The organism is Nocardioides sp. GY 10127, from assembly GCF_004919085.1.
Taxonomy (GTDB): Bacteria; Actinomycetota; Actinomycetes; order Propionibacteriales; family Nocardioidaceae; genus Nocardioides.
Map to the genome: position 1 here is coordinate 377,969 of NZ_STGL01000008.1, position 25,357 is coordinate 403,325.

The 25,357-nt window shown below is 74.2% G+C and carries 22 protein-coding genes; 10 read left to right on the forward strand and 12 right to left on the reverse strand.

Annotated features, from left to right (window positions below; translation table 11 throughout):
• Positions 1-64: 64 nt before the first annotated feature.
• Positions 65-1,576, forward strand: a complete 1,512-nt coding sequence (locus E8D37_RS19950; protein ID WP_168929791.1) for a hypothetical protein — start codon at positions 65-67, stop codon at positions 1,574-1,576.
• 61 nt (positions 1,577-1,637) lie between these two features.
• On the opposite strand, the gene E8D37_RS16425 is transcribed toward E8D37_RS19950, so the two are convergent.
• The 3 genes from E8D37_RS16425 to purF all read right to left on the reverse strand — a co-directional run bounded on the left by E8D37_RS16425 (position 1,638) and on the right by purF (position 4,762).
• Entirely contained in the window at positions 1,638-1,817 is a 180-nt protein-coding gene (locus E8D37_RS16425; protein ID WP_136570870.1) for a DUF3073 domain-containing protein, read from the reverse strand.
• Between the two features lie 252 nt (positions 1,818-2,069).
• A complete protein-coding gene (purM, locus tag E8D37_RS16430; RefSeq protein WP_206055800.1) occupies positions 2,070-3,149 on the reverse strand; it encodes a phosphoribosylformylglycinamidine cyclo-ligase in 1,080 nt (359 codons plus the stop codon).
• A gap of 62 nt (positions 3,150-3,211) precedes the next feature.
• Positions 3,212-4,762 (reverse strand): amidophosphoribosyltransferase, encoded by a 1,551-nt coding sequence (gene purF, locus E8D37_RS16435; protein ID WP_136570871.1) that lies wholly within the window; start codon positions 4,760-4,762, stop codon positions 3,212-3,214.
• 160 nt (positions 4,763-4,922) lie between these two features.
• On the opposite strand from purF, the gene E8D37_RS16440 reads away from it, so the two are divergent.
• Entirely contained in the window at positions 4,923-6,752 is a 1,830-nt protein-coding gene (locus E8D37_RS16440; RefSeq protein WP_168929792.1) for a HAMP domain-containing sensor histidine kinase, read from the forward strand.
• Positions 6,753-6,962: 210 nt separating this feature from the next.
• Positions 6,963-8,873 carry a GAF domain-containing sensor histidine kinase gene (locus E8D37_RS16445; protein ID WP_136570873.1) on the forward strand — a complete coding sequence of 637 codons (1,911 nt, stop codon included), beginning with the start codon at positions 6,963-6,965 and terminating at the stop codon, positions 8,871-8,873.
• A 16-nt stretch (positions 8,874-8,889) separates the two neighbouring features.
• Here E8D37_RS16445 and E8D37_RS16450 read toward each other — a convergent pair whose 3' ends face one another.
• The gene (locus E8D37_RS16450; RefSeq protein WP_136570874.1) at positions 8,890-10,257 is read right to left on the reverse strand and encodes a dipeptidase; all 1,368 of its coding nucleotides are present in this window, start codon (positions 10,255-10,257) and stop codon (positions 8,890-8,892) included.
• Positions 10,258-10,587: 330 nt separating this feature from the next.
• Between E8D37_RS16450 and E8D37_RS16455 the strand changes: the two genes are divergently transcribed.
• Entirely contained in the window at positions 10,588-10,947 is a 360-nt protein-coding gene (locus E8D37_RS16455) for a sterol carrier family protein (RefSeq protein ID WP_136570875.1), read from the forward strand.
• Positions 10,948-10,965: 18 nt separating this feature from the next.
• On the opposite strand, the gene E8D37_RS16460 is transcribed toward E8D37_RS16455, so the two are convergent.
• Together E8D37_RS16460 and E8D37_RS20150 are read right to left on the reverse strand one after the other, a co-directional pair.
• Positions 10,966-11,367 (reverse strand): SDR family NAD(P)-dependent oxidoreductase, encoded by a 402-nt coding sequence (locus E8D37_RS16460; RefSeq protein WP_136570876.1) that lies wholly within the window; start codon positions 11,365-11,367, stop codon positions 10,966-10,968.
• An 80-nt stretch (positions 11,368-11,447) separates the two neighbouring features.
• On the reverse strand, positions 11,448-12,077 hold the full coding sequence (locus E8D37_RS20150) for a TetR family transcriptional regulator (RefSeq protein WP_206055801.1): 630 nt from the start codon (positions 12,075-12,077) through the stop codon (positions 11,448-11,450).
• A gap of 115 nt (positions 12,078-12,192) precedes the next feature.
• On the opposite strand from E8D37_RS20150, the gene E8D37_RS16470 reads away from it, so the two are divergent.
• The 3 genes from E8D37_RS16470 to E8D37_RS20640 all read left to right on the forward strand — a co-directional run bounded on the left by E8D37_RS16470 (position 12,193) and on the right by E8D37_RS20640 (position 16,325).
• Positions 12,193-13,752, forward strand: a complete 1,560-nt coding sequence (locus E8D37_RS16470) for an MDR family MFS transporter (RefSeq protein WP_240770503.1) — start codon at positions 12,193-12,195, stop codon at positions 13,750-13,752.
• Between the two features lie 174 nt (positions 13,753-13,926).
• The gene (locus E8D37_RS16475) at positions 13,927-14,763 is read left to right on the forward strand and encodes a DNA-formamidopyrimidine glycosylase family protein (protein ID WP_136570877.1); all 837 of its coding nucleotides are present in this window, start codon (positions 13,927-13,929) and stop codon (positions 14,761-14,763) included.
• A gap of 143 nt (positions 14,764-14,906) precedes the next feature.
• Positions 14,907-16,325, forward strand: coding sequence for a methyl-accepting chemotaxis protein (locus E8D37_RS20640; protein ID WP_136570878.1), 1,419 nt, complete (start codon positions 14,907-14,909; stop codon positions 16,323-16,325).
• 84 nt (positions 16,326-16,409) lie between these two features.
• Here the strand turns inward: E8D37_RS20640 and E8D37_RS16485 are convergent, their stop codons facing one another.
• Positions 16,410-17,348 (reverse strand): prolyl oligopeptidase family serine peptidase, encoded by a 939-nt coding sequence (locus tag E8D37_RS16485; RefSeq protein ID WP_136570879.1) that lies wholly within the window; start codon positions 17,346-17,348, stop codon positions 16,410-16,412.
• A gap of 58 nt (positions 17,349-17,406) precedes the next feature.
• Positions 17,407-18,195, reverse strand: a complete 789-nt coding sequence (locus E8D37_RS16490) for a DeoR/GlpR family DNA-binding transcription regulator (protein WP_136570970.1) — start codon at positions 18,193-18,195, stop codon at positions 17,407-17,409.
• Between the two features lie 156 nt (positions 18,196-18,351).
• Between E8D37_RS16490 and eda the strand changes: the two genes are divergently transcribed.
• From eda to E8D37_RS16505, 3 genes are read left to right on the forward strand one after another with little or no spacing between them, the layout of a single operon-like run.
• Entirely contained in the window at positions 18,352-18,999 is a 648-nt protein-coding gene (gene eda / locus E8D37_RS16495; protein WP_206055803.1) for a bifunctional 4-hydroxy-2-oxoglutarate aldolase/2-dehydro-3-deoxy-phosphogluconate aldolase, read from the forward strand.
• A 28-nt stretch (positions 19,000-19,027) separates the two neighbouring features.
• The gene (locus tag E8D37_RS16500; protein WP_136570880.1) at positions 19,028-20,344 is read left to right on the forward strand and encodes an MFS transporter; all 1,317 of its coding nucleotides are present in this window, start codon (positions 19,028-19,030) and stop codon (positions 20,342-20,344) included.
• A complete protein-coding gene (locus E8D37_RS16505) occupies positions 20,341-20,937 on the forward strand; it encodes an AAA family ATPase (protein WP_136570881.1) in 597 nt (198 codons plus the stop codon). Before E8D37_RS16500 ends, E8D37_RS16505 begins: the two co-directional genes overlap by 4 nt.
• Positions 20,938-20,965: 28 nt before the next feature.
• Here E8D37_RS16505 and arfB read toward each other — a convergent pair whose 3' ends face one another.
• From arfB to E8D37_RS16525, 4 genes are all read right to left on the reverse strand, one after another.
• Positions 20,966-21,403, reverse strand: a complete 438-nt coding sequence (arfB, locus tag E8D37_RS16510; RefSeq protein ID WP_136570882.1) for an alternative ribosome rescue aminoacyl-tRNA hydrolase ArfB — start codon at positions 21,401-21,403, stop codon at positions 20,966-20,968.
• 80 nt (positions 21,404-21,483) lie between these two features.
• Positions 21,484-23,757, reverse strand: coding sequence for a phosphoribosylformylglycinamidine synthase subunit PurL (purL, locus tag E8D37_RS16515; RefSeq protein ID WP_136570883.1), 2,274 nt, complete (start codon positions 23,755-23,757; stop codon positions 21,484-21,486).
• Between the two features lie 113 nt (positions 23,758-23,870).
• Positions 23,871-24,503, reverse strand: a complete 633-nt coding sequence (locus tag E8D37_RS16520; protein ID WP_136570884.1) for a hypothetical protein — start codon at positions 24,501-24,503, stop codon at positions 23,871-23,873.
• Between the two features lie 156 nt (positions 24,504-24,659).
• Positions 24,660-25,232, reverse strand: a complete 573-nt coding sequence (locus E8D37_RS16525) for a TetR/AcrR family transcriptional regulator (protein ID WP_136570885.1) — start codon at positions 25,230-25,232, stop codon at positions 24,660-24,662.
• Positions 25,233-25,357 lie beyond the last annotated feature (125 nt).

Sequence of the window (25,357 nt, forward strand, 5' to 3'; positions counted from 1 at the left end):
CGGGCGCGGGGGACACGCGACCTCCTGCCGCCCGCCGGCCCCGGCCCGTGATGGGGTGGGGCCGATGACCAGCACCGATCCGCTCACGGCCCGCTTCACCCAGGTCGCCCGGCGACGCCCCGTCGCGATCGTGAGCCCGGACGCCGTCCAGGTGGACGTCGCGGAGCCGGACGTCGCCGGCGAGCACCCGCTGCCCGTGCGGGCGGCCTGTGTGGCGGCGACGGTCGAGCTCGTCGGCTGGGGCCGGGACCGCGTGGAGCTGGAGCTCTCCGCCCGTCTCGGCGACGAAGATGGCGACGACGATGGCGAGGAAGGGGAGAGCGTCCTGCGCTGCGTCGCAGTCGTCGAGGGCGGCCGCTGCCACCTCGAGGTCCACGGCCCGCACGGCACCACCACGCACGCCAGCCGCCGCGGAGGGGACGCCGGCTCGCCGGTCGCGCTCGCGCTGGTGCTCACCGGCACCCAGGTCACCGCCCTCACGCTGGACGCCGCGGGCAGCACCGGCACGTGGACCGGCCGCGCCCGCACCGACCTGCGGGAGCTCACCCGGAGCGCCCCGGGCGCCGAGCGGCTCGTCCGCGACCCCGCGTGGCTGGCCGGCCTGGTCGTCCGCCACCGCGGGGAGGTGCGGAACCTGCGGGCCGGACGCTTCGGCCAGCTCGGGCTGCGCGACGTCCGCCTCGTCACCACCGAGGACGGCAGCCCCTGGGTCGCCGAGGGCGACCCGGACGCACGGTGGTTCACCGCGACCAGCGCCGGGCCCGGGTTCTTCCCGACCGCGCACACGTCCGTGTGGCGCCTCGCCCTCGACGGGCTCCGGCTCGAGCACCGGGCCGACCTCTTCTTCCGGCGTCCGGGGCGCCACGACCCCGCGGCCAGCAACGAGGCCGGCGGCGCGACCGTCCCGGGTGTCTACGGCGACCACGCGACCCACCTGGTGGCGCTGCCGGACGGGTGGCTCGTCACGACGTCCTCGTGGGGCGACTTCGACCCCGACGAGAAGGGCGCCCGCGTCGCCGTGCTGCTCGCCCGCAGCGGCGAGGACCTCACCACGGGTGAGCACGTCCTGGACGCCGAGGAGCTGCCGCTGCCCACGGACGGGCTGCGGTCGGTGGCGGTGTGGGACAGCCACGTCGTCCGCGACGGCGACCGGTGGCTGGTCGGCTACGTCAGTGCACGCAAGTTCTTCGAGTTCCACCCCGTCGTGGCGGAAGGGCCCAGCCTGGACGCGCTGCGCCTGCGGGCGGCCGCGCCGGACCGCCGCGCGACCGAGGGGACGACGCTGCTGCGCACCGAGGAGGGCTGGCGCGTGCTGGCCAGCGACGGGCGCGACAACCCGCGCGGGCAGCGCGAGCGCTACCCGGTGTGGGACCTCGACCTCACGGAGGTCGGGACGCTCGACGCGCCCTACCCGACCAACCTGCCGTGGCCGACGCTGGTGCCCACACAGGACGCCGCCCACTGGCTGATGGTGACCTTCAACGGCACCGCCGCCGGAGGCCGGGTGCTCGGGTACGGGACCCACGGTGACGTGGTCGTCCTGAGCACTCGACCCCCGTCGACGACGGAGGCCTGATCACCGGAGGGACCGGCGGGTCGACCCGGGCCGAGAGGCACCGGGTCCGGACCGCGACGGGTCAGCCGCGACCCGAGGGGCCCGAGTAGTCCGCCCAGTCGTCCGAGTCGTCCTCGGCATCACTGCCGGACTCGTCACCATGGAGCTCTCGGGCGAGAGCGTCGAAGTCCGTCTCGTGACTCCGGTACTTCAGGTCGCGAGCGACCTTGGTCTGCTTGGCTTTCGCACGGCCGCGGCCCATAGGGTCCAGCCCCCTCGCACACTTGGCCGGGGCCTAAGGCACCCGGGCTGACTCTCGAATACTCGTGGGGGAGAGGTTACCTGCTGCTCGCCGATTCACGCACACCCGTCGCCAGATCGGGGCTCACCCACCGGCGACGCCTCGCCGCCGAACGGCCCGCGGGAGCGTGCCGGACGGCGGGCACGACCCGCCGGAGGGCCCGCGCACGTGACCGGGATCACCGCGCGGGCCGGCGCCCCGGCGAGTCGAGGATCACCAGCCGGGGTGCTGGCCGTGCAGCGTGACGGCCCCGCCCCGCTCGCCGGCCGGGTGCACCTCGCCCGCGACCCAGGCGTCGATGCCGTAACCCGCCAGGAGCGCCACAGCGGCCTCCACGGCGTCGGCCGGCAGCAGCGCCACCATGCCCACGCCGCAGTTGAGGGTCGCCTCGAGGTCGGGCTGGCTGACGCGACCCACCTTGCGGGTGAGGTCGAAGATCGGCGACGGCGTCCAGGTGGCGCGGTCGATCCGGGCCTCGAGCTCGACGGGCATGACCCGCTCGAGGTTCGCGGCCAGGCCGCCACCGGTGACGTGGGACATCGCGTGCACCTCGACGCTGCGCGCCAGGTCCAGGCACGACTTGGCGTAGATGCGGGTCGGCTCGAGGAGCTCCTCGCCCAGCGTCCGCCCGAGCTCGGGGACGTCGCGGTCGAGCGCCCACCCGGCGCCGCCGGCCTCGGCCGGGCGCAGGAAGACGTGCCGGACCAGCGAGTAGCCGTTGGAGTGCAGGCCGGAGGCCGCCATCGCGAGCACCACGTCGCCGGGCCGCACCCGGGCCGGGCCGAGGAGGTCGTCCGCCTCGACGACGCCGGTGGTGGCACCCGCGACGTCGTACTCGTCGGGGGCCAGGAGGCCGGGGTGCTCGGCGGTCTCGCCGCCCACGAGGGCGCAGCCGGCGAGCGCGCAGCCCTCGGCGATGCCCTTGACGATGGCCGCGATCCGCTCGGGGACGACCCGGCCGGTGGCGATGTAGTCCGTCATGAACAGCGGCTCGGCGCCGCACACGACGAGGTCGTCCACGACCATGCCGACGAGGTCGTGGCCGATGGTGTCGTGGACGTCCATCGCCTGGGCGATGGCGACCTTGGTGCCGACGCCGTCGGTGGAGGTCGCCAGCAGCGGCCGGGTGTACCGGGTGAGGGCCGAGGCGTCGAAGAGGCCGGCGAAGCCGCCCAGCCCGCCGATCATCTCGGGGCGCTTGGCCTTCTCCACCCACACCTTCATGAGCTCGATGGCCTTGTCGGCCGCCTCGATGTCGACGCCCGCCTGGGCGTAGGCGTTGGTCTCGGTCACGTCACGAGCCTCTCGGGTCTTCGCTGCGTCTTCGCAGTGTTCGCGGGTGCGCGGGGCGCGGATCAGGGGTTGTTCAGGACGGGCAGGGCCCGGCCGAGCGTGGGCGAGGAGAGGCTCTGCTCGAGCAGGTGCTTGCCGAGCTGGCTCTCCTCCGGGAGCTCCACCGGGTACTCGCCGGTGAAGCAGGCCGTGCAGAGCTGCCCCTGCTCGCGACCGGTGGCGGCGACCATCCCCTCCAGGGAGATGTAGCCGAGGCTGTCCGCCCCGACGCTGGCCGCGATCTCGTCGACGTCGAGGCCGTTGGCGATGAGCTCGGCCCGCGTCGCGAAGTCGATGCCGTAGAAGCACGGCCACTTCACCGGCGGCGAGGAGATGCGCACGTGCACCTCGAGGGCGCCGGCCTCCCGCAGCATCCGGATCTGGGCGCGCTGGGTGTTGCCGCGGACGATCGAGTCGTCCACCACCACCAGGCGCTTGCCGCGGACCATGTGCTCCAGCGCGTTGAGCTTCAGCCGCAGGCCGAGCTGACGCAGGGTCTGGGACGGCTGGATGAACGTGCGGCCGACGTAGGCGTTCTTCACGAAGCCCTGGCCGAACGGGATGCCCGACTCCTCGGCGTAGCCCGCGGCGGCCGGGGTGCCGGACTCCGGGACGGGCATGACGAGGTCGGCCTCCACGGGGAACTCGCGGGCCAGGAGGCGGCCCATCTCCACGCGGGCCTGGTGCACCGAGCGTCCGGCGATGGTGGCGTCCGGACGGGCCAGGTAGACGTACTCGAAGACGCAGCCCTTGGGCTCCGGCTGCGCGAAGGTGCGCGAGCGCAGGCCCGAGGAGTCGATGACGATCATCTCGCCGGGCTCGACCTCGCGGACGACGCTGGCGCCGATGGTCTTGAGGGCGGCGTCCTCGGAGGCCACGACCCAGCCGCGGTCGAGGCGGCCCAGCACGAGCGGGCGGATGCCCTGCGGGTCACGCGCCGCGAAGAGGGTGTCCTCGTTCATCCACACGAAGCAGTAGGCGCCGCGCAGCTGCGGGAGCACCTCCATCGCCCGGTCCTCCAGGCTGCTGTCCGGGTGGTGGGCCAGGAGCGCCGTCACCAGGCTGGTGTCGTTGGTGGCGGTCTCCTGCTGGCGGGAGTGCAGGTCGAGCTGGTCGGAGGGGTCCGGCAGCGCCTCGACGGCCTCCCGCAGCTCGTGGGTGTTGATCAGGTTGCCGTTGTGGCCGAGCGCCACCGAGCCGTCCGGCGTCGGCCGGAACGTCGGCTGCGCGTTCTGCCAGGTGCTCGCGCCGGTGGTGGAGTAGCGGCAGTGACCGATGGCCAGGTGCCCCTGGAGCGAGTCCAGCGTCGTCTCGTCGAAGGCCTGGGAGACGAGGCCCATGTCCTTGTAGACCAGGATCTGCCGGCCGTTGCTCACGGCGATGCCGGCGGACTCCTGGCCCCGGTGCTGGAGCGCGTACAGGCCGAAGTACGTCAGCTTCGCGACGTCCTCGCCCGGCGCCCAGACGCCGAAGACGCCGCAGGCGTCCTGCGGTCCGGAGTCCTGCGGGTCGAGTGCGGCCGTGAGGCGGCCGTCCCCGCGTCGGACACGATGGCCTCGAGAGTCGTAGGGCACGGGCGTCAGTCTACGGGCCCGCGCGCGATATGCCGCCTCGGTGACCGCGGGCCCGCTCAGCCGGCCCCCGTCAGGTGTTCCGAGCCACGTCCTGCGTGGACTCCGGGACGGCCGGGGCACCTCGGGCCCTAGGATGGGCGCCGAACGGCAGGAGGGCCCAGTGACGCAGAGCCACGCGCAGTCCGAGCCTTTGCTGCCGGCGGACGAGATGCTCGACCTCGTCACCGAGGGCGTCACGCGCATCGCCGGGTTCGGCGTCGCCGCCATCGGCCTGGTCCGCGGCGACATGCTCCAGATCGTCTCCGTCGCGGGCAGCGAGGAGGCCAGGGGCGAGCTCCTGGGCACCTGCACCCCGCTCTCGATGGCGCTCGCGGACCTCGAGGGCGCGGACGAGTGGGGCGTCCTGCGCTTCAAGCCGCACGACCGGCTCGAGAGCGACACCTGGGGCTGGGTGCCCGACTTCACCCCGCTCGAGGGCGAGGACGCCTGGCACCCGCTGGACTCCCTCTCCGCCCCGCTGACCGGCCACGACGGCGAGCTCCTCGGGCTGCTCTTCATCGACCTGCCGGTGGACGGCCGCCGCCCCGGCCCCGAGCAGCAGCGGGTGCTCTCCGAGTACGCCGCCCAGGCCACCCACGCCGGCGTCCTTGCGCTCGAGCGGGCCGAGCTCATGCAGCAGGTGCGCCTGGCCACGACGGCGCGCGAGATCGTCCGCAACGCGCCCGCCAACCGCGGTGTCCGGGAGACGCTGGAGCAGGTCACCGACGCCCTCGTCGAGGGCTTCCAGGCGGACGGCGTGACCCTCCAGGTCTTCGAGGGCGACGGCCACGACGGCGACGTCCTCCTCGGCGACACCGCCGGTGGCGTGGACGCGGCCCTGGCCCGGGCCGGGGAGCGCTCCGCCCGCCAGGCGTGGGCCGAGCAGACCGTCGTCACCATGCGCATCGCCTCCCCCACCGCCGACACCCCGCTCCTGCGGCTGGTCGGCACCGGCGTCGAGCCCGTCCCGCGCGACGACCCGGCCCGCGACGCACCGACCCTCCCGGAGGACGCCGAGGCCGCGGCGCTCCGGGCGCACCTGCGCGAGTACGGCGTCGGCTCGGTGATGTTCGTGCCGATCGGCGCCGGCAGTGCCTGCCTCGGCGGCTTCGCGCTCCTGCGGCGCCCGGGCAGCCCGGAGTGGACCGCCGCCGAGACCGCCGCCGCGCTGGACATCGGCCACGACCTGGGCCGCGTCGTCCTCAACGCCCGCACCTTCGCCCGCGAGCACGCCATGCTCGACGACCTGCGCGCCGTCGACCGCTACAAGGGCAACCTCATCGCGACCGTGTCCCACGAGCTGAAGAACCCGCTCGCGGCGATCACCGGGCACCTGGAGATCCTCGAGGACGAGGACCTCCCGCGGCACGTGCAGACCAGCGTCCACTCCATCGGTCGGGCCGCCCGCCGGCTGGTGCGCGTCGTCGACGACCTCCTTCTCCTGGGCCGCGTGGGCGACCCCGACTACCCGGTGGCCAGCCGCCCCGTCGACCTGCGCGCGCTCATGGACGACGTGTGGGCGATCAGCTCGGTGGGCGCCGTGCGCAAGCGGCTCGTCGTGGAGAACCAGCCGGGCACCGAGCCGGTCGTGGCGCAGGGCGATCCCGAGGAGCTCGAGCGGGTCCTCTCCAACCTCGTCAGCAACGCCGTGAAGTACTCCGGCGAGGGCGGCCGGGTCTCCACCCGGCTGTTCACCGAGGGCAGCGAGTGCGTCGTGGAGATCATCGACACCGGCCTCGGGATCGCCGAGGAGGACCGTGCCCGGCTGTTCACCGAGTTCTTCCGGTCGACCAACCCCGAGGCCCTCGCGCAGCCCGGCACCGGGCTGGGCCTGAGCATCGTCGCGCGGATCGTGGAGCGCCACCACGGTGCGATCGAGGTCGAGTCCGAGCTCGGGCAGGGCAGCACGTTCCGCGTCCGCCTGCCCTCCGCGCCGGCCCCGCGGCGCTGACGCCGGCCTCTCCCGCCCTCTACCGGCCGCTGTCGCACCGCAGGACGCCCGGCCGACTAGACCGCTGGGGCCGTCCGGCACCGCCTGCGCGGACCGCCGCGCGCCCTCTGGCCAGCGGTTCCGCAGACCTTCAGGAATGCACAGGTGTTCAGGACCTGCTGGGTCGGGTGAACCCTTAACCTTGCGCCGACTCCTCCCCCAAGGCCTGACGTGACCCAGCACTCGCTCCGCGCGGAATCCGTCCCGACCCCCGGCCCGACCGACCGGACGTCCACGACGGTCACCCCCGCGCGCCCCGAGGACCGCCCCGCTCCCCCGGCCCGGCGCCCCGTCACCCGCCGGCCCGACCTGGTGGTCACGCTCCACGACGTCGCCCAGGCCGTCGCGACCCGCGCCGGCTTCGTGACCGCCGCGGTCAGCCTGTTCCGCGGGTCCGAGGAGCTCGAGTTCGTCACGATCGCGGGGGACCCCGACGCCCAGGCGGCGCTCCAGGGCGACGTCACGCCGACCGCGGAGATCCTCGGCATGCTGGCCCAGGCGGAGGACTGGGGCCCCCTGCGCTTCGTGCCGCACGAGCGCGCGCTCCAGTACGCCGACCACGTGTGGACCGCCGACGAGGACGAGCCGCTCGACGAGGGCGCCTGGCACCCCTACGACCTGCTCATGGCGCCGGTGCGCGACGAGCGCGGGACGCTGGTCGGCCTGCTGTGGCTCGACCGCCCCGTCGACGGCCGACGCCCCGGGCGCCGGCGCCGGGTCGTGATCGAGACCCACGTCAACCGCGCCGTCCGGGCCCTGGCCCAGGCGGTCGAGCGCGAGCACCTGACCGAGTCCGTCCGGCTGGCAGGCGCGACCCGCCGCGTCGTCCGGACCGTCGCCCACTCCGAGCAGCGGCTCGACCAGCTCGTGCGCACCGTCCAGGAGACCGTGCGCGACGGGTTCGGCGTCGACGAGGTGCACGTCGCGCTGGACGAGGGCGAGGTCCCGCTCGAGCCCGGCATGGTGGTGGAGGCGGAGGGCCACGCCCACCACCACGGGTACGCCCGCGCCGCCGGCCCCGCGTGCACCTGGACGACCGACCGCACCGCCGCCCTGCTCGACGAGGTCGCCGCCCGGTGCTGGCGCGCGCAGCGCGTCGCGATCTGCTCTCCGCAGCGCACGGCCCCCGGCCTGCTCAGCGGCCCCGAGCACACCGCCCTGGTCCGGACGCTGGAGGAGAAGGGCGCCGCGTCCCTGCTGCTCGCCCCCATCGGCGGCGGCGGGGAGGTGCTGGGCCACGTCGTGCTGGTCCGGCACACGAGGGAGGACTGGAGCGACGAGGAGGCGGACGCGGCCCTCGACATCGGCCACGACCTCGGCCGTGCCGTCCTCAACCACCGCCTGCGGCTGCGCGAGGCGGAGCTGGCCCGCTACCGCCAGCAGGTCGTCCGCACGATGGCGCACGAGCTGAAGAACCCGCTCGCCGCCGTGAGCGGGTTCGGCGTCGTCATGGGCGACCTCGTCGACGACGCCCGCCCGATGTTGCCCACCGCGATCGCCGACCAGCTGGTCCGCTCGCTGGCGGGCATCGACCGGGCCTCCGAGCGGCTCACCGGGATCGTCGGGGACCTGCTCGCCCTGGCCCGGCTGCAGCAGGCGCCCGAGCCGGCGCAGCTCGAGCCGGTGGACCTCACGGCGGTCGTCGCCGAGGTCCTCACGGTCATGGCCGGGCAGGCGCTGCCCCGCGACGTCCGCCTGGCCAGCGAGGGCCCCGACGGCGAGGTGCTCGTGCGGGCCGAGCGGGACGACCTCGTCACCCTCGTCACCAACCTCGTCGGCAACGCGGTGAAGTACTCCCACGACGGCGGGCAGGTGCGGGTGCGGCTCACCGCCACGGAGGACGACGAGCCGAGCGTCGCCCTGTCGGTGAGCGACGACGGCATCGGCATCCCCGAGGCGGACCGGCTCCGCCTGTTCGAGGAGTTCTTCCGCTCCAGCGACCCCGTGGCGGCCGACCGCCCCGGCTCCGGCCTCGGCCTGGCGATCGTCCGGCGCACCGCCGAGCGCTACGGCGGGGTCGTGGACGTCGCCTCGACCCTCGGCCGGGGCAGCACCTTCACCGTGGCGCTGCCCGGGGGCTGAGCGCCCCGCAGGTGGCTCAGGCCCCGCCGAGGCGCGAGAGCAGCAGCGTCTCTGCGACGAGGACGCGCTCGAACTCGGCCAGGTGCAGGCCCTCGTTCGCGCCGTGCGCGCGGGTGTCCGGGTCCTCGACACCGGTGACCAGCACGCTGGCGGCCGGGAACGACTCGAGGAACTCGGCGATGAACGGGATCGAGCCGCCCACGCCCATGTCGACCGGCTCGGTGCCGTCCCAGGCGTCGGTGAAGGCGCTGCGGGCGACGTCGTAGTGCGGGCCGGTGGCGTCGATGGCGGTGGCCTCGCCGGTGTCGACGGTGCGCATCGAGAGGGTCGCACCCCAGGGGACGTGCTTCTCCAGGTGCGCCCGCAGGCACGCCTCGGCGTTGGCGGTGGTGTCGCCGGGGGCGATCCGCATCGAGATCCGGGCGCGGGCGGCGGGGACGAGGGTGTTGGAGGCGCCGTCCACCTTCGGGGCGTCCAGGCCGGTGATGCTGAGGGCGGGCTTGGTCCACAGCCGCTCGACGGCCGAGCCGCTGCCGATCCACTCCAGGCCCGGGGCGGCGCCGGACTCGGCGCGCAGCCGCTCCTCGGGGTAGTCGACGTCGGCCGCGGGGCCGGAGTGCAGGCCCTCGACGGCGACGTCGCCGGCGTCCGTGTGCAGGGAGGCGATGAGGCGCGAGAGCGCGATGAGGGCGTCGGGCGCGAGGCCGCCCCACATGCCGGAGTGCACCGCGTGGGTGAGGGTGCGCACCTCCACGTCGAGCCGGACGAGGCCGCGCAGGCTCGTGGTGAGCGCGGGGATGCCGATGTCCCAGTTGCCGGAGTCGGCGATGACGATGACGTCGGCCTGGAGCCGGTCCTTGTACGTGGCCAGCAGGTCGGGCAGGGTCTCGGAGCCGAGCTCCTCCTCGCCCTCGATGAACATGGTGACGTTGACCGGCAGGTCGTCGCCGAGCGCGCGGATCGCGCCGAGGTGGGCCGCGATGCCGGCCTTGTCGTCGGCGGCGCCGCGGGCGTACAGGCGGCCGTCGCGCTCGGTGGGGACGAACGGCGGGGTGTCCCAGTCGGCGTGGTCGTTCTCGGGCTGCACGTCGTGGTGGGCGTAGAGCAGGACGGTGGGAGCACCCTCGACCGTCGTCCTCTTGTGCGCGAGGACGGCGGGGAAGCCACCCTCGTGGGAGACGATCTCGGCGTCGAAGCCCTCGGCGGCGAACAGCGCGCGCACGGCCTCGGCGGAGCGGTCGACCTCGCCGCGGCGGGCCGGGTCGGCGCCGACGGACTCGATCTTCACCAGGTCCTCGAGGTCGCTGCGGATGCCGGGCAGGATCGCTGCCACCTTCTCGCGGGCGGCCTCCGTGGTCAGGGGGGTGGTCTGAGGGGTGCTCATGGGGCCAACCTAGCCGCCCGCGTCCTCGGTCCCCCGGCGCCCGTCGCCGGCCGCCGGTTGCCGGTTGCCGGTTGCCGGTTGCCGTGGACGTCATACGAACCGGCCCTGGGGCACACCGCCTCGTATGACGTCCCGCGCCCCCTCGGTCGGACGTCATACGAACCGGCCCTACGAAGCCACCGTTCGTATGACGTCCCACATGCGGCGGTGCCCCACCAACCGAAGCCGGCAGCCGAACCGTTGCCCACACACCGCCCACCAGTCCCCCCGGCCACCCCTCCGCCGGAGGCAGCGACCGTGGCGGCCTGAGCGCCGCCTACGATCGAGGACGTGCCTGCCCGACTCCGCCGCGCCCCGATCGAGGACGTCCGCGCGGCCCTGGCCGCCGTGGAGGGCGGGACGGCGCAGAAGTCCGACCTCAAGCTGCTCGTGAAGCACTACCTGGCCACGCTCGAGGACAAGGCTCCGGGCCACTCGGTGGAGGTCCGCGTGCCGCCGTTCGCGGCGGTGCAGTGCATCCCCGGGGTCCGACACACGCGCGGGACGCCGCCGGCGGTCGTCGAGACCGACGGCGCCACCTTCATCGGCCTCGCCACCGGTGCGCTGAGCTGGGCCGAGGCCCGGGAGTCCGGCAAGGTCTCCGCGTCGGGCGAGCGCACCGACCTCTCGCCGTACCTTCCGCTGCACTGACGCCCCCGGGGGGCTGGGTCAGTCCGTCAGCCGCACCGCGGTGCCGGGCTCGGCGTCGGTGAGGTGCCGCATCGCGGCGGCGGGGTCGGCGGCCTCGAGCACCTCCGGGTCGAGGCGCAGGCGCCTGGCCAGGTCGGCCACGTGCGCCTCGGTGCCGCTCGCCACGAGCAGGTCCGCCCCGCCCAGGTCCTCGGCGCGGGCCGCGAGCCACCCGCGGTCGCCGGCCACCGTCACGTCGGCCTGCCACGTCCACGCCTGGACGCGGAGGGCGCCCACCTCGCGCGCCACCTCCTCGGCCGCGGCCCGGTCGGGGTCGGCGCACAGCAGCCCCGCCCCCACGCGGGCGAGCCGGAGCGCGGCGTCACGACCGGCCGGGCTGCCGACGTCGGTCACCACCGCGAGCTTCCAGCGCAGGAACACGGGCCCAGTCTGCCCGGCAGACGCGGACGCCGGCCGGGATCGGCCGCGACCGATCGGGATCAGCCCCCGCGGCAGTGGGATCAGGCGCGGCGACCGAGGGCGGACAGCGCGTCGAGGCACACGTCGAAGGTCGCGCAGACGTCGACCTCGGCACCGCGGTCGAGGCCGCTGGCCCAGCGGTCCAGCGTGATGCGCAGCGCGGCCCGGCAGCCCTCGACGACGACCTTCACCTCGAGGTCGCTGCCCGCGCCGAACACCTCGGCGAGCCGGGCGACGAACGCGTCCGTGTGCTCCTCGTCCCGCCGCATCCCGGCCAGCCGGACGGCCGGCTCGGCGAGCTCGAGCCGGCGGACCCTTCGGACCACGGCCGCCGCGTCGTCCTCGACCAGGCCCTCGAGGACCTCCCGGAACATGCCCACCAGCTGGGGAGCGAGCGGCTGCGCGGCGTCCATCTGCTCCAACCGGCTCTGGAACCGCAGGTCGATGTCGACCTCCGGGACGAACGCGGCGAGCTCCTTGGAGTGGAAGTAGCGGAAGAACGTGCGCGGGGAGATGCCTGCGGCGCGGGCGATGTCCTCGACCGTCGTCCCGTCGACGCCCTGGGCCTCGAACAGCCCGAGGGCGGCCAGGGCGATCTCGCGCTCGGTCTGGAGCCGCCGCCGCTCCCGCAGCCCGGGCTCGGCGACCTCGAGAGTGGCGCTCGTCTCCATGCGAGCACTGTAGACCCGCGCCTGGCATCTGGCGCAGACATGGCACTGACTGTCACAATGTCAGCAGCCGCCAGGCAGCCACCCCCCCACCTCGTCATCGAAGCAGGAGCACCCCGTGTCGTCCGTCGCCGACCACCAGGCCCCCGGAACCAGCAGCGGAACCAGCAGCGGAACCAGCACCGGGACCGGCACCGCCGGCCGACCCGCGCCCCACGCCCCCCACTCGCCCCAGGCCACCCAGGGCTCCTCCGGCACCGGGCTGCTCATCGGGCTGCTGGTGGCGTCCGCGTTCGTGGTGATCCTCAACGAGACGATCATGAGCGTCGCCCTGCCCGACCTCATGCTCGAGTTCTCCGTCGGGGCCAGCACGGCGCAGTGGATCACCACCGCGTTCATGCTCACCATGGCCGTCGTCATCCCGGTGAGCGGCTACCTGCTCACCCGGCTGCCGCTGCGCACCGTCTTCGTCCTGGCCATGTCGCTGTTCAGCGCGGGCACCCTGCTCAGCATGCTGGCGCCCGCCTTCGGGGTGCTGGTCCTCGGGCGCGTCGTCCAGGCCAGCGGCACCGCCGTGATGATGCCGCTGCTCATCACGACCGTCATGACCGTCGTCGCCCCGGAGCACCGCGGGCGGATGATGGGCACGATCTCCATCGTCATCTCGGTGGCACCGGCCATCGGCCCCACGATCTCGGGCCTCATCCTCCAGTCGCTCAGCTGGCGGTGGATGTTCGGCTTCGTCCTGCCGATCGCCCTGGTGGCCCTGGTCGCCGGCGCCCGGTGGGTCCGCAACGTCACCGAGCCCCGCGCCGTCCCCCTCGACGTGCTCTCCGTGGCGCTCTCCGCGCTCGGCTTCGCCGGGCTCATCTACGGCCTCGTCTCCATCGGCGAGTCCGGCGACGCCCCGCTGCCCCTGTGGCTGCCGCTCACCGTCGGCGGCGTGGCGCTGGCCTGCTTCGTCGCGCGTCAGCTCGCGCTCGGCGACCGCGCCCTCATGGACCTGCGGACCTTCGCCAGCCCCACCTTCTCCCTCTCCATCGTGCTCACCGCCGTGGTGATGGCGGCGCTCTTCGGCACCCTCGTCCTGCTCCCGCTCTTCCTCCAGCAGGCGCTCGAGCTGGACGTCCTCACGACCGGCCTGGTCCTGCTGCCCGGCGGCCTGGTGATGGGGCTGCTCGCCCCGCTCGTCGGCCGCGCCTACGACGCCTACGGGCCGCGCCCGCTGCTGCCGCCCGGCGTGGCGCTCACCTGCGCCGCGCTGTGGCTGATGTCCACCCTCGACACCGGCTCGAGCATCCCCGCCGTCATCGGCATGCACGTGCTCATGTCGCTGGGCCTCGCGCTCGCCTTCACCCCGCTCATGACGACGGCGCTGGCCGCCGTCCCGCCGCACCTCTACTCCCACGGCAGCGCGATCTTCGGCACCGTGCAGCAGGTGGCGGGCGCCGCCGGCACCGCGCTCTTCGTGACCCTGCTCAGCCGCGAGAGCGCCGCCTCCCTGGCGGCCGGCAGCAGCGTCACGGAGGCCGTCGCCTCCGGCGCCCACACCGCGCTGGTCTGGGGCGGCATCATCTCCGCCGTCGCAGTGGTCCTCTCCCTGGCCGTGCGGCGCTCTCCCGCCGCACAGGACGTCGAGGGAACCGACGACTCGCCGCGCCCCGTCGGGGCACACTGACCACGGCGAGACCTCGCCCGCCACGCGCGGGCGACCCCGATCCGGTCGGGGCGGTCCGAGCGGGACGGCACCTGCTCGGCCCGCCCCGATCCTTGCCTCCAGGGCTCTGCCCGCCGGGCGCCGCAACCGGCGCCGCACCCGGCCGGGTGGGTCCCGCTCGGTAGCGTCACCGTCATGCCCGAGGGCGACACCGTCTACCTGCTGGCGCGCACGCTCGACCGCGCGCTGGCCGGCCACGTCCTCGCCGCCTCCGACTTCCGCGTCCCGCAGCTGGCCACGCGCGACCTGACGGGCCGCGAGGTGCTCGGCCACGACACCCACGGCAAGCACCTGCTCACCCGCTTCAGCGGGGACGTCACCCTGCACTCCCACCTCCTGATGGACGGCGAGTGGTCGCTCACCGGCCCGGGCAAGCGCCTCCCCGCCCGGCTGCAGGACGACGTCCGGGTGGCGCTGACCACCGAGTCGGGCACCACCGCGTGGGGCCGACGCGTGCATCGCCTGGAGCTGGTGCCCACGAGCGAGGAGTCGCGGGTCGTGGGCCACCTCGGCCCCGACCCCCTGCGCGAGGACTGGGACGCCGACGAGGCCGTGCGGCGCCTCGCGGCCGACCCCGGCTGGCCGCTGGTCAGCGCCCTGCTCGACCAGACCCGGATGGCCGGGCTCGGCAACCTGTGGGCCAACGAGATCGCCTTCCTCACCGGCGTCAGCCCCTGGACCCCCGTGGGCGAGGTGGACGTCGAGCGCCTGGTCGCCCGCAGCGCACGCGCCCTGCGGCACTCGGCGCTGGTGCCGGGCGCCTACCAGGTGACGACCGGGCGCAGCCGGCCCGGCGAGGACCACTGGGTCTACGGCGCCCGGCGTCGCCGCTGCCTGCGCTGCGGCACGCCGATCCGCCGCGCCGAGGAGATCCCCAACGACCCGGCCAACCGGCTCACGCAGTGGTGCCCCCACTGCCAGCCCGGCCCCGGCCCCGAGGCCCGGCTCACCGGCCGCAGCCTCGGCACCTGAGACACCCGCACGACGCGACGGCACGACGGGAGCGCACGACCGGCCCCCGAGCGCCTCACCCGCGCGAGGGACCCTGGTCCCGGGGACGTGAAGAAGTTGTGCAGCCCCTCACGGCACACCGTGCCCCTCCCGATCCACCAGGCATGACGCTGCTCGCAGACCCGCCCTCCTCCGCCCCGGCCGCGGCCCCTCGAGGCGCCGCGCCCGCGGTCGCCGCGGCACCTGGGGCCTCCGAGCGACGCTCGTGGATCCCCCGCGGCGCCGAGCTGAGCGAGGCGGAGTTCCGCGCCCGGCACAACGGCATCTCGGCGGTCACCGCGGTGCACATCCCGGTCCTCGTCGTCCTCGCGCTGGTGTGGCACCCGTTCGCGGGCGAGGACTCGATGCACCTGTCGGCCGCCGACAACCACGGCTGGATGGCGTGGACCGGCATCGGCGTCGTCGTGCTGGCGTTCCTCGCCGGACGGGTGCTCGGCTCGCAGGCCGCCCGCGCCACGGCCATGTCGCTCAGCCTCACCATGTGCTCGGTCGTGCTCGTCCACATCTCGGGCGGCATGACGGACCTGCACCTGCACTTCTTCGTCACCGTCGCGGTGGTCTCGCTCTACCAGACCTGGTCGCCGTTCCTGCTCGCCATCGTCGTGGTCGCGCTGCACCACATCGGCATGAGCCTCATGGACCCGATGATGGTCTTCTCCGACCCCCGCGCCCAGGCGCACCCCATCCTCTTCTCGCTCCTGCACGCGGGCCTCCTGCTCGCCGAGTGCGTCGCGCTCGCCGTCTCCTGGACGTTCACCGAGCGCGCCGACGCCGCCCGCCGCGCCGAGCAGGCCCGCGCCGAGGCCGTCGCCCTCGACCAGGTGGCCGCGCAGCAGCAGCTGGCCCAGGAGCAGGCGAACGCCGCGGAGCGGGCCCGCACGGAGCTGGAGGCCCGCGCCGCGCGCAGCGCCGACATGGAGCGCCGCCTCCAGGGCCTCAACGCCGCCGGCGACAGCCTCCGCGGCAGCGTGAACGAGTCCGAGACCGTGATGGCCGAGCTGCTCGCCGCCGCGAGCGAGATCGAGTCCGCCGCCGCCACGGCCACCGCCTCCGCCGACGCGGCCAACGCGTCGGTGACCTCCTCGAACGCGGTGATCCGCCGCCTGGAGCAGTCCGCGGCCCAGATCGCCACCATCGCGCAGACCATCACCGGCATCGCCGAGCAGACCAACCTGCTCGCCCTCAACGCCACCATCGAGGCGGCCCGGGCCGGGGACGCCGGCAAGGGCTTCGCCGTCGTCGCCGGCGAGGTCAAGGAGCTGGCCGGCGAGACCGCCCGCGCCACCGAGCTCATCGGTGGGGTCGTGGACGACGTCCGCAACGGCACCCGCGACGTCCTGGCCAGCGCCGGGGAGATCGAGTCGGTCTTCGCCCGGGTGACCGAGGCCCAGGCCGTCATCTCCAGCGCGGCCGCCGTGCAGAAGGCCGCCGCGGACACGGCCCGCAACGCGATCCAGGCGGTCGCCCGCACCACCGAGCAGGTCACCGACGAGGTGGCCCACCTCGCCCAGGACCAGGGCTGAGACGCCCGACTGGAGACCTTCTGGACCACGCGGCGGGAGGAGCCGTCGGCCCGGGCCCCCGACCCGGACCGTCGAGTCGCCGCGTCAGCTGGTCGGTGCCGTCCCGGCTCCGTCCACCAGGCCGTCGAGGAGGACGAGAGTCCTCGACCACGCCTGCGAGCCCGGGTCGATCACCACGAAGTGGTCGCCCACGACCTCGACCAGCTCCGCACGTGCCCCCGCCGCGGTGGCCGCCTCGACGTAGGCGAGCGACTGCGACGGGGGCACGTTGGTGTCCGCGTCGCCGTGCACGCACCACACGGGGACGTCGAGCGGCACCTGCGTGAGCGGGTCCACCCAGGCGTCCTCGGGTCCGTAGGGATGGCCGAGGAACTCCTCGACCGCGCCGGCTCCGAGCCCGGCCGTCGCCGCACCCGCCAGGTCGAGGACGCCGGCCTGGCTGATGACGTGGGTGAGCACGCCCGGCCCGTGCGGACCGGCAGCCCACGTGACCAGGTGCCCACCGGCGCTGTGGCCGAGCCCCACGACCCGCTCGAGCGGCAGGTCCACGCCGGTCCTCGACGGCTCGGTGAGCAGCGCGAGGGCCGCGCGCACGTCGTCCAGGGTCTCGGGGACACCGCCACCCCCGCCCTCGCCGGAACCGACCCGCCGGTACTCGACCACCCAGGTGGCCCAGCCCGCGTCGACGAGGCTCGGCACCAGCGGCTGGGCGTACTCGAGGCCGTACTGCGCCCGCCAGAACCCGCCGTGCACCAGGACGGCGACGCCGACCGGCTCGCCGTCGGGCAGCGTGAGCTCGCCGTACTGGCTGGGGTCGTCGCCGTACGCGACCTGTCGCGGCTCGCCCGCGGCTGCGGCGTCGGGGCCAGCGCCGGGGTCGGCGTCGGGGTCGGTCATGTCGGGCACCTCCGGGGTCCGGGAGCAGCCTGTCACGGCCAGGCCCGTCGCCCCGACGGCGGTGAGGGCGGGCAGCGACAGGACGCGGCGGCGGCTCAGCGCACCGGTGGTGGGTCGGGGCAGCATGCGGGGGGTTCGGGGCGGGCGGCGTCCTCGGATGGGGGCCCGCCCGAGGTGTCAGCCCTCAGGCCGGCGGGACGGTGGCCGCGAGCCGGACGTCCACGTCGAGCGCCGCGAGCTGGTCCCGCGCGCCGAGGTCGAGCCGGTCGTCGACCACGATCGAGTCCAGGTCGTCGAGCCCGGCGACGCGGTAGGTCGCCGCGGCCCCGTACTTGGTGGCGTCCGCCAGCAGGACGGTCGCGCGACTGCGCTCCATCACGGCGCGCTTGAGGTCCAGCTTGTCGGCCGTCGGCGCGGTGACTCCCCGGGCGACGCTCCACGCTCCGGTGGAGAGGAAGAAGACGTCCAGATGGAAGGCCTCGAGCATCCGGGTGGCCAGCACCCCGCAGGACGAGCCGGAGTCGGTGTCGACGCGGCCGCCGATGTGCACGGTCTCGACGTGGGGGTGGTCCAGCAGGGCGATCACCGAGAAGAAGTCGTTGGTGACGACCGTGACGCCCTCGCGCCGGGCGATGAGCGGGACGAGCGCCTGGCAGGTCGTGCCGGCGTCGAGGTAGACGGTGGCCCCGTCCTCCACCATGCCTGCGCCGATCGCGGCGATCGCCTGCTTGCGGTCGAGCTCGAGCTCAGCACGCTGCGCGCGCCCGCGGGGCGGCTGGACGCCGGCGCCGGTGCCCACGAGGCGCACGCCCCCGGCGACGGCCTCGACGAGGCCGTCCGCCTCGAGCGCCGCGATGTCGCGCCGCACCGTCATGTGCGAGACGTCGAGGGCATCGGTCAGCGCCCTGGTGGAGAGCACCCCGTCGCGCCTCAGCAGCTGCAGCAGCCGCTCGTGCCGCTGCACCGGGATCATGCCTGCCACCAGCCACCTCCTCCGTCGGACCGCGTCCCGGCCAGTCTGTCAGCCCGAGCCGCGGAGAGGTCACGCGACCTCACATCCGATGATCACAGGTTCACATGGATTCACATGGGTGTTCCTATTTGTTAATCCGTGTTCTATCGTGTGACCGTGACCACGAACCACGCCGCCGCACTCCTCGAACAGACCGCCACCGTCCTCATCCTTCGCATGGGCTCCGCCGCCCAGGCCGAGCGCGTCGCCCACGCGGCGATCGAGGGCGGCGTCCGGGTGCTCGAGATCCCGCTCACCACCCCGGACGCCCTGTCGGTCGTGCGGACGCTGGCCGACGAGTACGGCGAGGAGATCGCCGTCGGCACCGGCACCGTCCTCGACGCGGACGCGGCGCACCGCTCGCTGGACGCCGGGGCCTCGGTCATCGTCACCCCGCACGTCGCCCCCGACGTCCTGGCCGTGGCCAAGGCCGCCGGCGCGCTGGCCCTGGGCGGCGCCTTCACCCCCACCGAGGTCCTCGCCTCGCTGCGGGCGGGCTCGGACGTGGTCAAGCTCTTCCCCGCCGAGGCGCTGGGCCCGAGCTACCTCAAGAGCATCAAGGCCCCCCTCGCCCACGTGCCGATCTGCCCGACCGGCGGGGTCACCCCCGGCAATGCGGCCGAGTGGTTCGCCGCCGGCGCCACCGCCGTGGGTGCGGCCAGCTACATCACGAAGGCCGGCGGCGCCGACCTCGACCCCGTCCTCATCACCAAGGCCGCCGCCGAGTTCGTCGGCGCCGTCGCCGACGCCCGCGCGGGCCGCTGACGCCCCGCCCAGACAAGGAGCACTCCCCATGACCCAGATGCGCGCCCCGGAGTCCGTCGCCACCGCGACGTCCTCCGGGCTCTCCCCGGCCGTCAAGCGGCTGCGCTGGTGGTTCGTCGCCCTGCTGGTGCTCGGCGGCATCGTCAACTACCTCGACCGCTCCACGCTGAGCGTCGGCAACACGACGATCGCCTCCGAGCTCGGCCTCTCCAACACCGAGATGGGGCTGCTCCTCTCGGCCTTCTCCTGGCCCTACGCGATCGCCAACCTGCCGGCCGGCTTCCTGGTCGACCGGTTCGGCCCCAAGCGGATGTACGCCGGTGCCGCGACCGCCTGGTCCGCGGTCACGCTGCTCACCGCGACGGCACGCGCCTTCGGCCCGCTCTACGCCTTCCGCGTGCTGCTGGGCGTGGCGGAGTCCCCGTTCTTCACCTCCGGCCTCAAGGTCGCCAACCGCTGGTACGCCAAGGACGAGCGCTCGCTGCCGATCTCGCTCATCAACACGGGCTCGCAGATCGCCAACGCCATCGCGCCGCCCCTGCTGACCTGGCTGCTGCTCACCTTCGACTGGGAGGGCATGTTCGTCGCCGTCGGCGTCCTGGGCGTGGTGCTCGTCGCCGTGTGGCTGCTGTCCTACCGCGACCCGTCGCACGACGAGGCGCTCGCCATCAAGGGCGCCGAGGCGCTCGCGGCCGAGGACGCCGCCGAGGGCGAGCAGAAGTCGTCCCTGCGCACCTGGGGCGGCCTGCTCAAGGAGGCCAACACCTGGTTCATGGTGCTCGGCGCGTTCGGCATCTTCTACACGGTCTGGGTCTACCTCACCTGGCTGCCCAGCTACCTCGAGACCGACCAGGGCTTCTCCCTCTCCACCGCCGGCTGGGTGGCCGCGCTCCCCTACCTGTGCGGCGTCCTGGGCGTCCTCGTCGGAGGCGGGACGTCGGCCGCGCTCGTCCGGTCCGGCATGCCCGTCCTGCGGGCCCGCAAGCTGCCGATCGTGGTCGGCGCGACCCTCGCCGCCGCGTCCGTGCTCCCCGTCGCCTACGTGAGCTCGACCGGCCTCACCATCGTCCTGCTCTGCCTGGGCTACTTCTTCTCGCAGGTCCCGATCGGCGTCATCTGGACGCTGGCCAGCGACGTCGCCCCCGCCCACCAGGTCGCCTCGCTCGGCGCGATCCAGAACTTCGGCGGCTTCGTCGGTGCGGCCTTCGCCCCGGTCGTGACCGGCTGGATCCTCGACGCCACGGGCTCCTACTCGCTCGTCTTCCTCGTCGGGGGCATCCTGCTGCTGGTGGGTGCCGTCTCCTACGGCGCCTTCGTCCGCGACCGCAAGGGAGTCCTCGCATGAGCCAGGTGGCCGACGCCGCGGGCGACCTCCCCGTGGTCGACGTGGTCATCGGTCCGGCCGGCTCGGGCAAGAGCGCGGTCTCCCGGGAGATCGCCACGCGCTCCGTGGCGGCCTACCTGGACAAGGACTCGCTGGCCAAGGAGTTCGTCGAGGCCCTGCTGGCCGGGGCCGGGCACGACCCGCGCGACCGCGACAACAACCCCTGGTACACCGAGCAGGTGATGCCGCTGGAGTACGCGGCCCTGCTCCGGGTCGCGGGCGACAACCTGCGGCTCGGGCGCTCGGTGGTGCTGGACGCGCCGTTCGGCGCCTACCTGGACCAGCCGGACTTCCTCGTCCGCCAGGCCGCGACGCACGGCTGGCCGCCCGCCCTGTGGCGGGTGGTCCACGTCGTCACCGACGGGGAGACCGTGCGGCGGCGGGTCGTCGAGCGGGGCTACTCCCGCGACTCCTGGAAGCTCGCCCACTGGGACGAGTTCTGGACCGGCGCGAGCGGCCGGGAGTGCTCCTGGCACGGGGCCGAGCACGTCGTCGTCGACAACTCCGGGGACCACCCCGACCTCGCGGCCCTCGGGCTGGCCGCGGGCGTCTGAGTCCGGCCGGCGAGGCGGCTGGGCCGGCTCACGACCAGTCGCCGCCGCGTCCCTTCTGCCGGCCCTTCTTGATCTCACCGCGCTGCTTCTTGGCGTCGAGGCGCCGCCTCTGCGAACCGCGTGTCGGCTTCGTGGGGCGGCGCTTCTTCGGTGGTGGGGCCAGCGCCTGGGCCAGCAGCGCCGTCATCCGCTCCCGGGCGGCACGTCGGTTGTCGAGCTGGGCTCGGTGCTCGCTCGCGGCGACCACGAGCTGGCGGCCGTCCACCAGCCGCCCGGCGAGCCGCTCGAGCAGCCGGGCGCGCGTGGGCTCGGGCAGGTCGGCCGCCTCGAGGTCGAGCACGAGCTCGACCCGGCTGTCGGTGGTGTTGACGCCCTGGCCGCCGGGCCCGGACGAGCGGCTGAACCGCTCCGTCAGGTCGGCGCCGCGCACCGTGAGGCTGCGGGTCACCGGGAGGTCGTCGGCCACGGGTCCTCCACGTCGTTCTGCGGCACCGGGTGGGCGTCACCCGGCGCGGGGCGGCCCGCCGTGGGGCGGGCCGGGCCCCGTCAGGCCATGGCCGCCGGGATGGGCGCGGTCCACGCCGCGCGCAGCTCGAGCAGGCCGGCGGTGAGCACCTCGCCGTCCGCGCCGGAGACGACGAGGTCGTCCCCGCCGGTGACGCCGAGCTCGGTGACCGGCACGCCGTGCTTCTCGGCCAGCGCCGAGAAGGCGGCCACGTCGCCCTCGGCGACGGTGACCAGCGCGCGGGCGGTGGACTCGGAGAAGAGCGCGACGAACGGGTCGCCGTCGGCGACGTCGGCCACCGACACGCGCACGCCGACCATGTGGCGCAGGCTCGTCTCGACCAGCGCCTGGGCGAGGCCGCCGTCGGAGAGGTCGTGGGCGGACGTGACCAGGCCGGTGTCGAGCGCGGAGCCCTCGGCCAGCAGCGCGGCGAGCGACATCTCGGCCGCCAGGTCGACCTGCGGCGGGGTGCCGCCGAGGTGGCCGTGGACGACGTGGGCCCACTCCGAGCCGGAGAGCTCGGTGCGGGTGGCGCCCAGGAGCAGCACCCGCTCGCCGGCGGCGCTCCACGCGGACGGGGTGCGCTTGGCGACGTCCTCGATGAGGCCGAGGACCGCGACGACCGGCGTCGGCAGGATCGGGCTGCCGGCGGTGGAGTTGTAGAGGCTCACGTTGCCGCCGGTGACGGGGACGCCGAGCGTCAGGCAGGCCTCCTTGAGGCCGCGGCAGGCCTCGGCGAACTGCCACATCACGTCCGGGTCCTCCGGGGAGCCGAAGTTGAGGCAGTCGGAGACCGCGAGCGGGGTGGCGCCGCCGGTGGCGACGTTGCGGTAGGCCTCGGCCAGCGCGAGCTGGGCGCCGGCGAACGGGTCCAGCTTGGCGAAGCGGCCGTTGCAGTCGGTGGCCAGCGCGACGCCGGTGCCGTTCTCCTCGTCGATCCGGATCATGCCGGAGTCGGACGGCTGGGAGAGGACCGTGTTGCCGCGGACGTAGCGGTCGTACTGGTCGGTGACCCAGCTCTTGTCGGCCAGGTTCGGCGAGCCGACCATCGTCAGCAGCAGGTCCTTGAGCTCGGAGGCCGCCGGGCGGGGCAGCGACTCCGCGCCGTCCGCCTGGAGGGCGTCCTGCCACGACGGGCGGGCGTAGGGGCGCTCGTAGACCGGGCCGTCGTGGGCCACGGTGCGCGGGTCGACGTCCACGATGGTCTCGCCGTCCCAGTCGATGACCAGCCGGCCGGTGCCGGTGACCGTGCCGATGGTGACGGCCTCGACGTCCCACTTGGCGCAGATCTCCATGAAGCGCGCCTCGTCGCCGGGCTCGACCACGGCCATCATCCGCTCCTGCGACTCGCTCATGAGGATCTCCTCGGGAGCGAGCGTGGAGTCGCGCAGCGGGACGCCGGACAGCTCGACGTGCATGCCGCCGTCACCGGCCGCGGCCAGCTCGGAGGTGGCGCACGAGATGCCGGCCGCACCGAAGTCCTGGATGCCGGCGATGATGCCGGCGGAGAACAGCTCGAGGGTGCACTCGATGAGCAGCTTCTCCATGAACGGGTCGCCGACCTGGACCGCCGGGCGCTTGGCCGGGCCGGTGGACTCGAACGTGTCCGAGGCCAGGATCGAGGCGCCGCCGATGCCGTCGCCGCCGGTGCGGGCGCCGTACATGATGACCAGGTTGCCCTCGCCGGACGCCTTGGCCAGGTGCAGGTCCTCGTGCTTGAGGACGCCGACGCACAGGGCGTTGACCAGCGGGTTGCCGGAGTAGGTGGAGTCGAAGACGACCTCGCCACCGATGTTCGGCAGGCCGAGGCAGTTGCCGTAGCCGCCGACGCCGGCCACGACGCCCGGGAGGACCCGTCGGGTGTCGGCGGCGTCGAGCGGGCCGAAGCGCAGCGGGTCCATCACGGCGACCGGGCGGGCGCCCATCGCGAGGATGTCGCGGACGATGCCGCCGACGCCGGTCGCGGCGCCCTGGTAGGGCTCCACGTAGCTGGGGTGGTTGTGGGACTCGATCTTGAACGTCACGGCCCAGCCGTTGCCGACGTCGATGACGCCCGCGTTCTCACCGATGCCGGCGAGCATGCGGCCGGCCTTCGTCTCCTGCGGGATCTCCCCGAACTGGCGCAGGTGCACCTTCGAGGACTTGTACGAGCAGTGCTCGCTCCACATGACCGAGTACATCGCCAGCTCGGAGCTCGTGGGCCGACGGCCCAGGATCTCCTTGATCTTGGCGTACTCGTCGGGCTTGAGCCCGAGCTCGGCGAACGGCTGCTCGCGGTCGGGGTCGGACGCGGCGACGGAGACGGTGTCCAGCACGGGGGCAATCTACCTGCCGACCGCCCCTCGGCTCACCTCGGCGAGCGCGGGTGGACCTGCTGCCAGGCCCGCCCGACCCCGACCGGCAGATCCGAGACCTCGGTGCTCGCACCTCACGAGCAGTGCCGACGTGTGCCCTTCGCGTCGCAGACCACCATGGTCCACGGGACGCGGACGTCGTAGGAACGACCGTCGGCCTCGTAGGAGATGGAGAACCCCCGCACGTCGGCGCCTCGGTGAGTGGACGGCACGCTGATCATCAGCTCGTCGTAGCCGTGCGTCGGCACGTCCCCCGAGGCAAGGGCCGACGCCGCCCGGTGGACTTGTGTGCAGGACTCGTCGACCGTGACCGCACTGACGTCGTCGGTGTAGTCGCCGGCGGGCCGCATCGACGAGTAGGGCTGGTCGAACGAGGGCGGAGCGCCGAGACCGAAGGCGACGGGCGTGAACCGCCGGTGGCGATTCCGGGGCGCGACGGCCGCCACGTCATCCGGCAGCACCCTCCGGACCCACGCCGTCACTCCGTCCGGGGCACCGGAGGGGAAGGTCACCTCGGTCAGACGGATGCTGGCCCCCTCCTCCGTGGAGCAGAGGACGAACGACCCGAAGGTCGCCTCGAACGACCCCTTCCAGCCCAGCGGCGGATCGACCGCGCCTCCACCTACGACCGTGCTGGTCGAGAGCGGGCCGTCGTCGTCGACCGTCGTCGATCCGGCCTCCCCGCACGAGGCCGACGCGAGAGTCATCGCGACAGCCGCTGCAACTCGGACGAGTCGCAGCGGGTGCCTGAGCAGGGCGGACCTCATGCGGCCGATACTCCCAGCGCCCCGCGGGCCGGGTCCGTGGATCCGTCCATGGCGCCCCGGACGTCCAGACGGGTGGACGCCGACGCGCTCGCAGGATCAGGAGGCGGACGCGGCGGGGGCCGGGGCGAGCAGCCCGTCGGCGACCACGGCCAGCATCGGGGCGACGGCCGCCTCGTCGAGCCCACCGGAGTCGCTCACCATGGCGACGCCGCCGACGAGGCGTCCGACCTCGATCGCGGTGACGCCGTCGCGCAGCGCGCCCTCGGCGAGCAGCGGCTCGAGCACGCGCTCGTGCGCACCCAGGAGCACGCCGCACTTGTGCTTGATCGGGGAGCCCTCGTCGCCGAGGGCGGTGGTGAACTTCGCGGGGCCGCCCTTGTGCACGCAGATGAGGTGCACGTACTCGTCGAACCAGGCGAGCAGGCGCTCGCGGGGCGTGCCGGTGGCGGCCAGGGCGCGGTCGGCCGCGGCCTCGACGTTCGCGACCCAGGGGGCCATGACGGCGTCGAGCAGGTCGTCGCGGGTCGGGAAGTGCCGGTAGAGGGTGCCGGGGCCGACGCCGGCGGCCTTGGCGATCTGGTCGAGCGGGACGTCGTAGCCGCCGCAGCGGAAGGCCTCACGAGCAGCATCGACGATCTTGTCCCGGTTGCGCTGGGCATCAGCGCGCATGACGCACCTCTCACGACTCCTGCGGGAACACCTCGTCCCCGAACCTTGCTAAGCGGAGAGTGTCTCCGTATCGTCGACAGCGAACCGGAGGACATCTCCGATTCCAGAGTCTACGTCGACCGCCC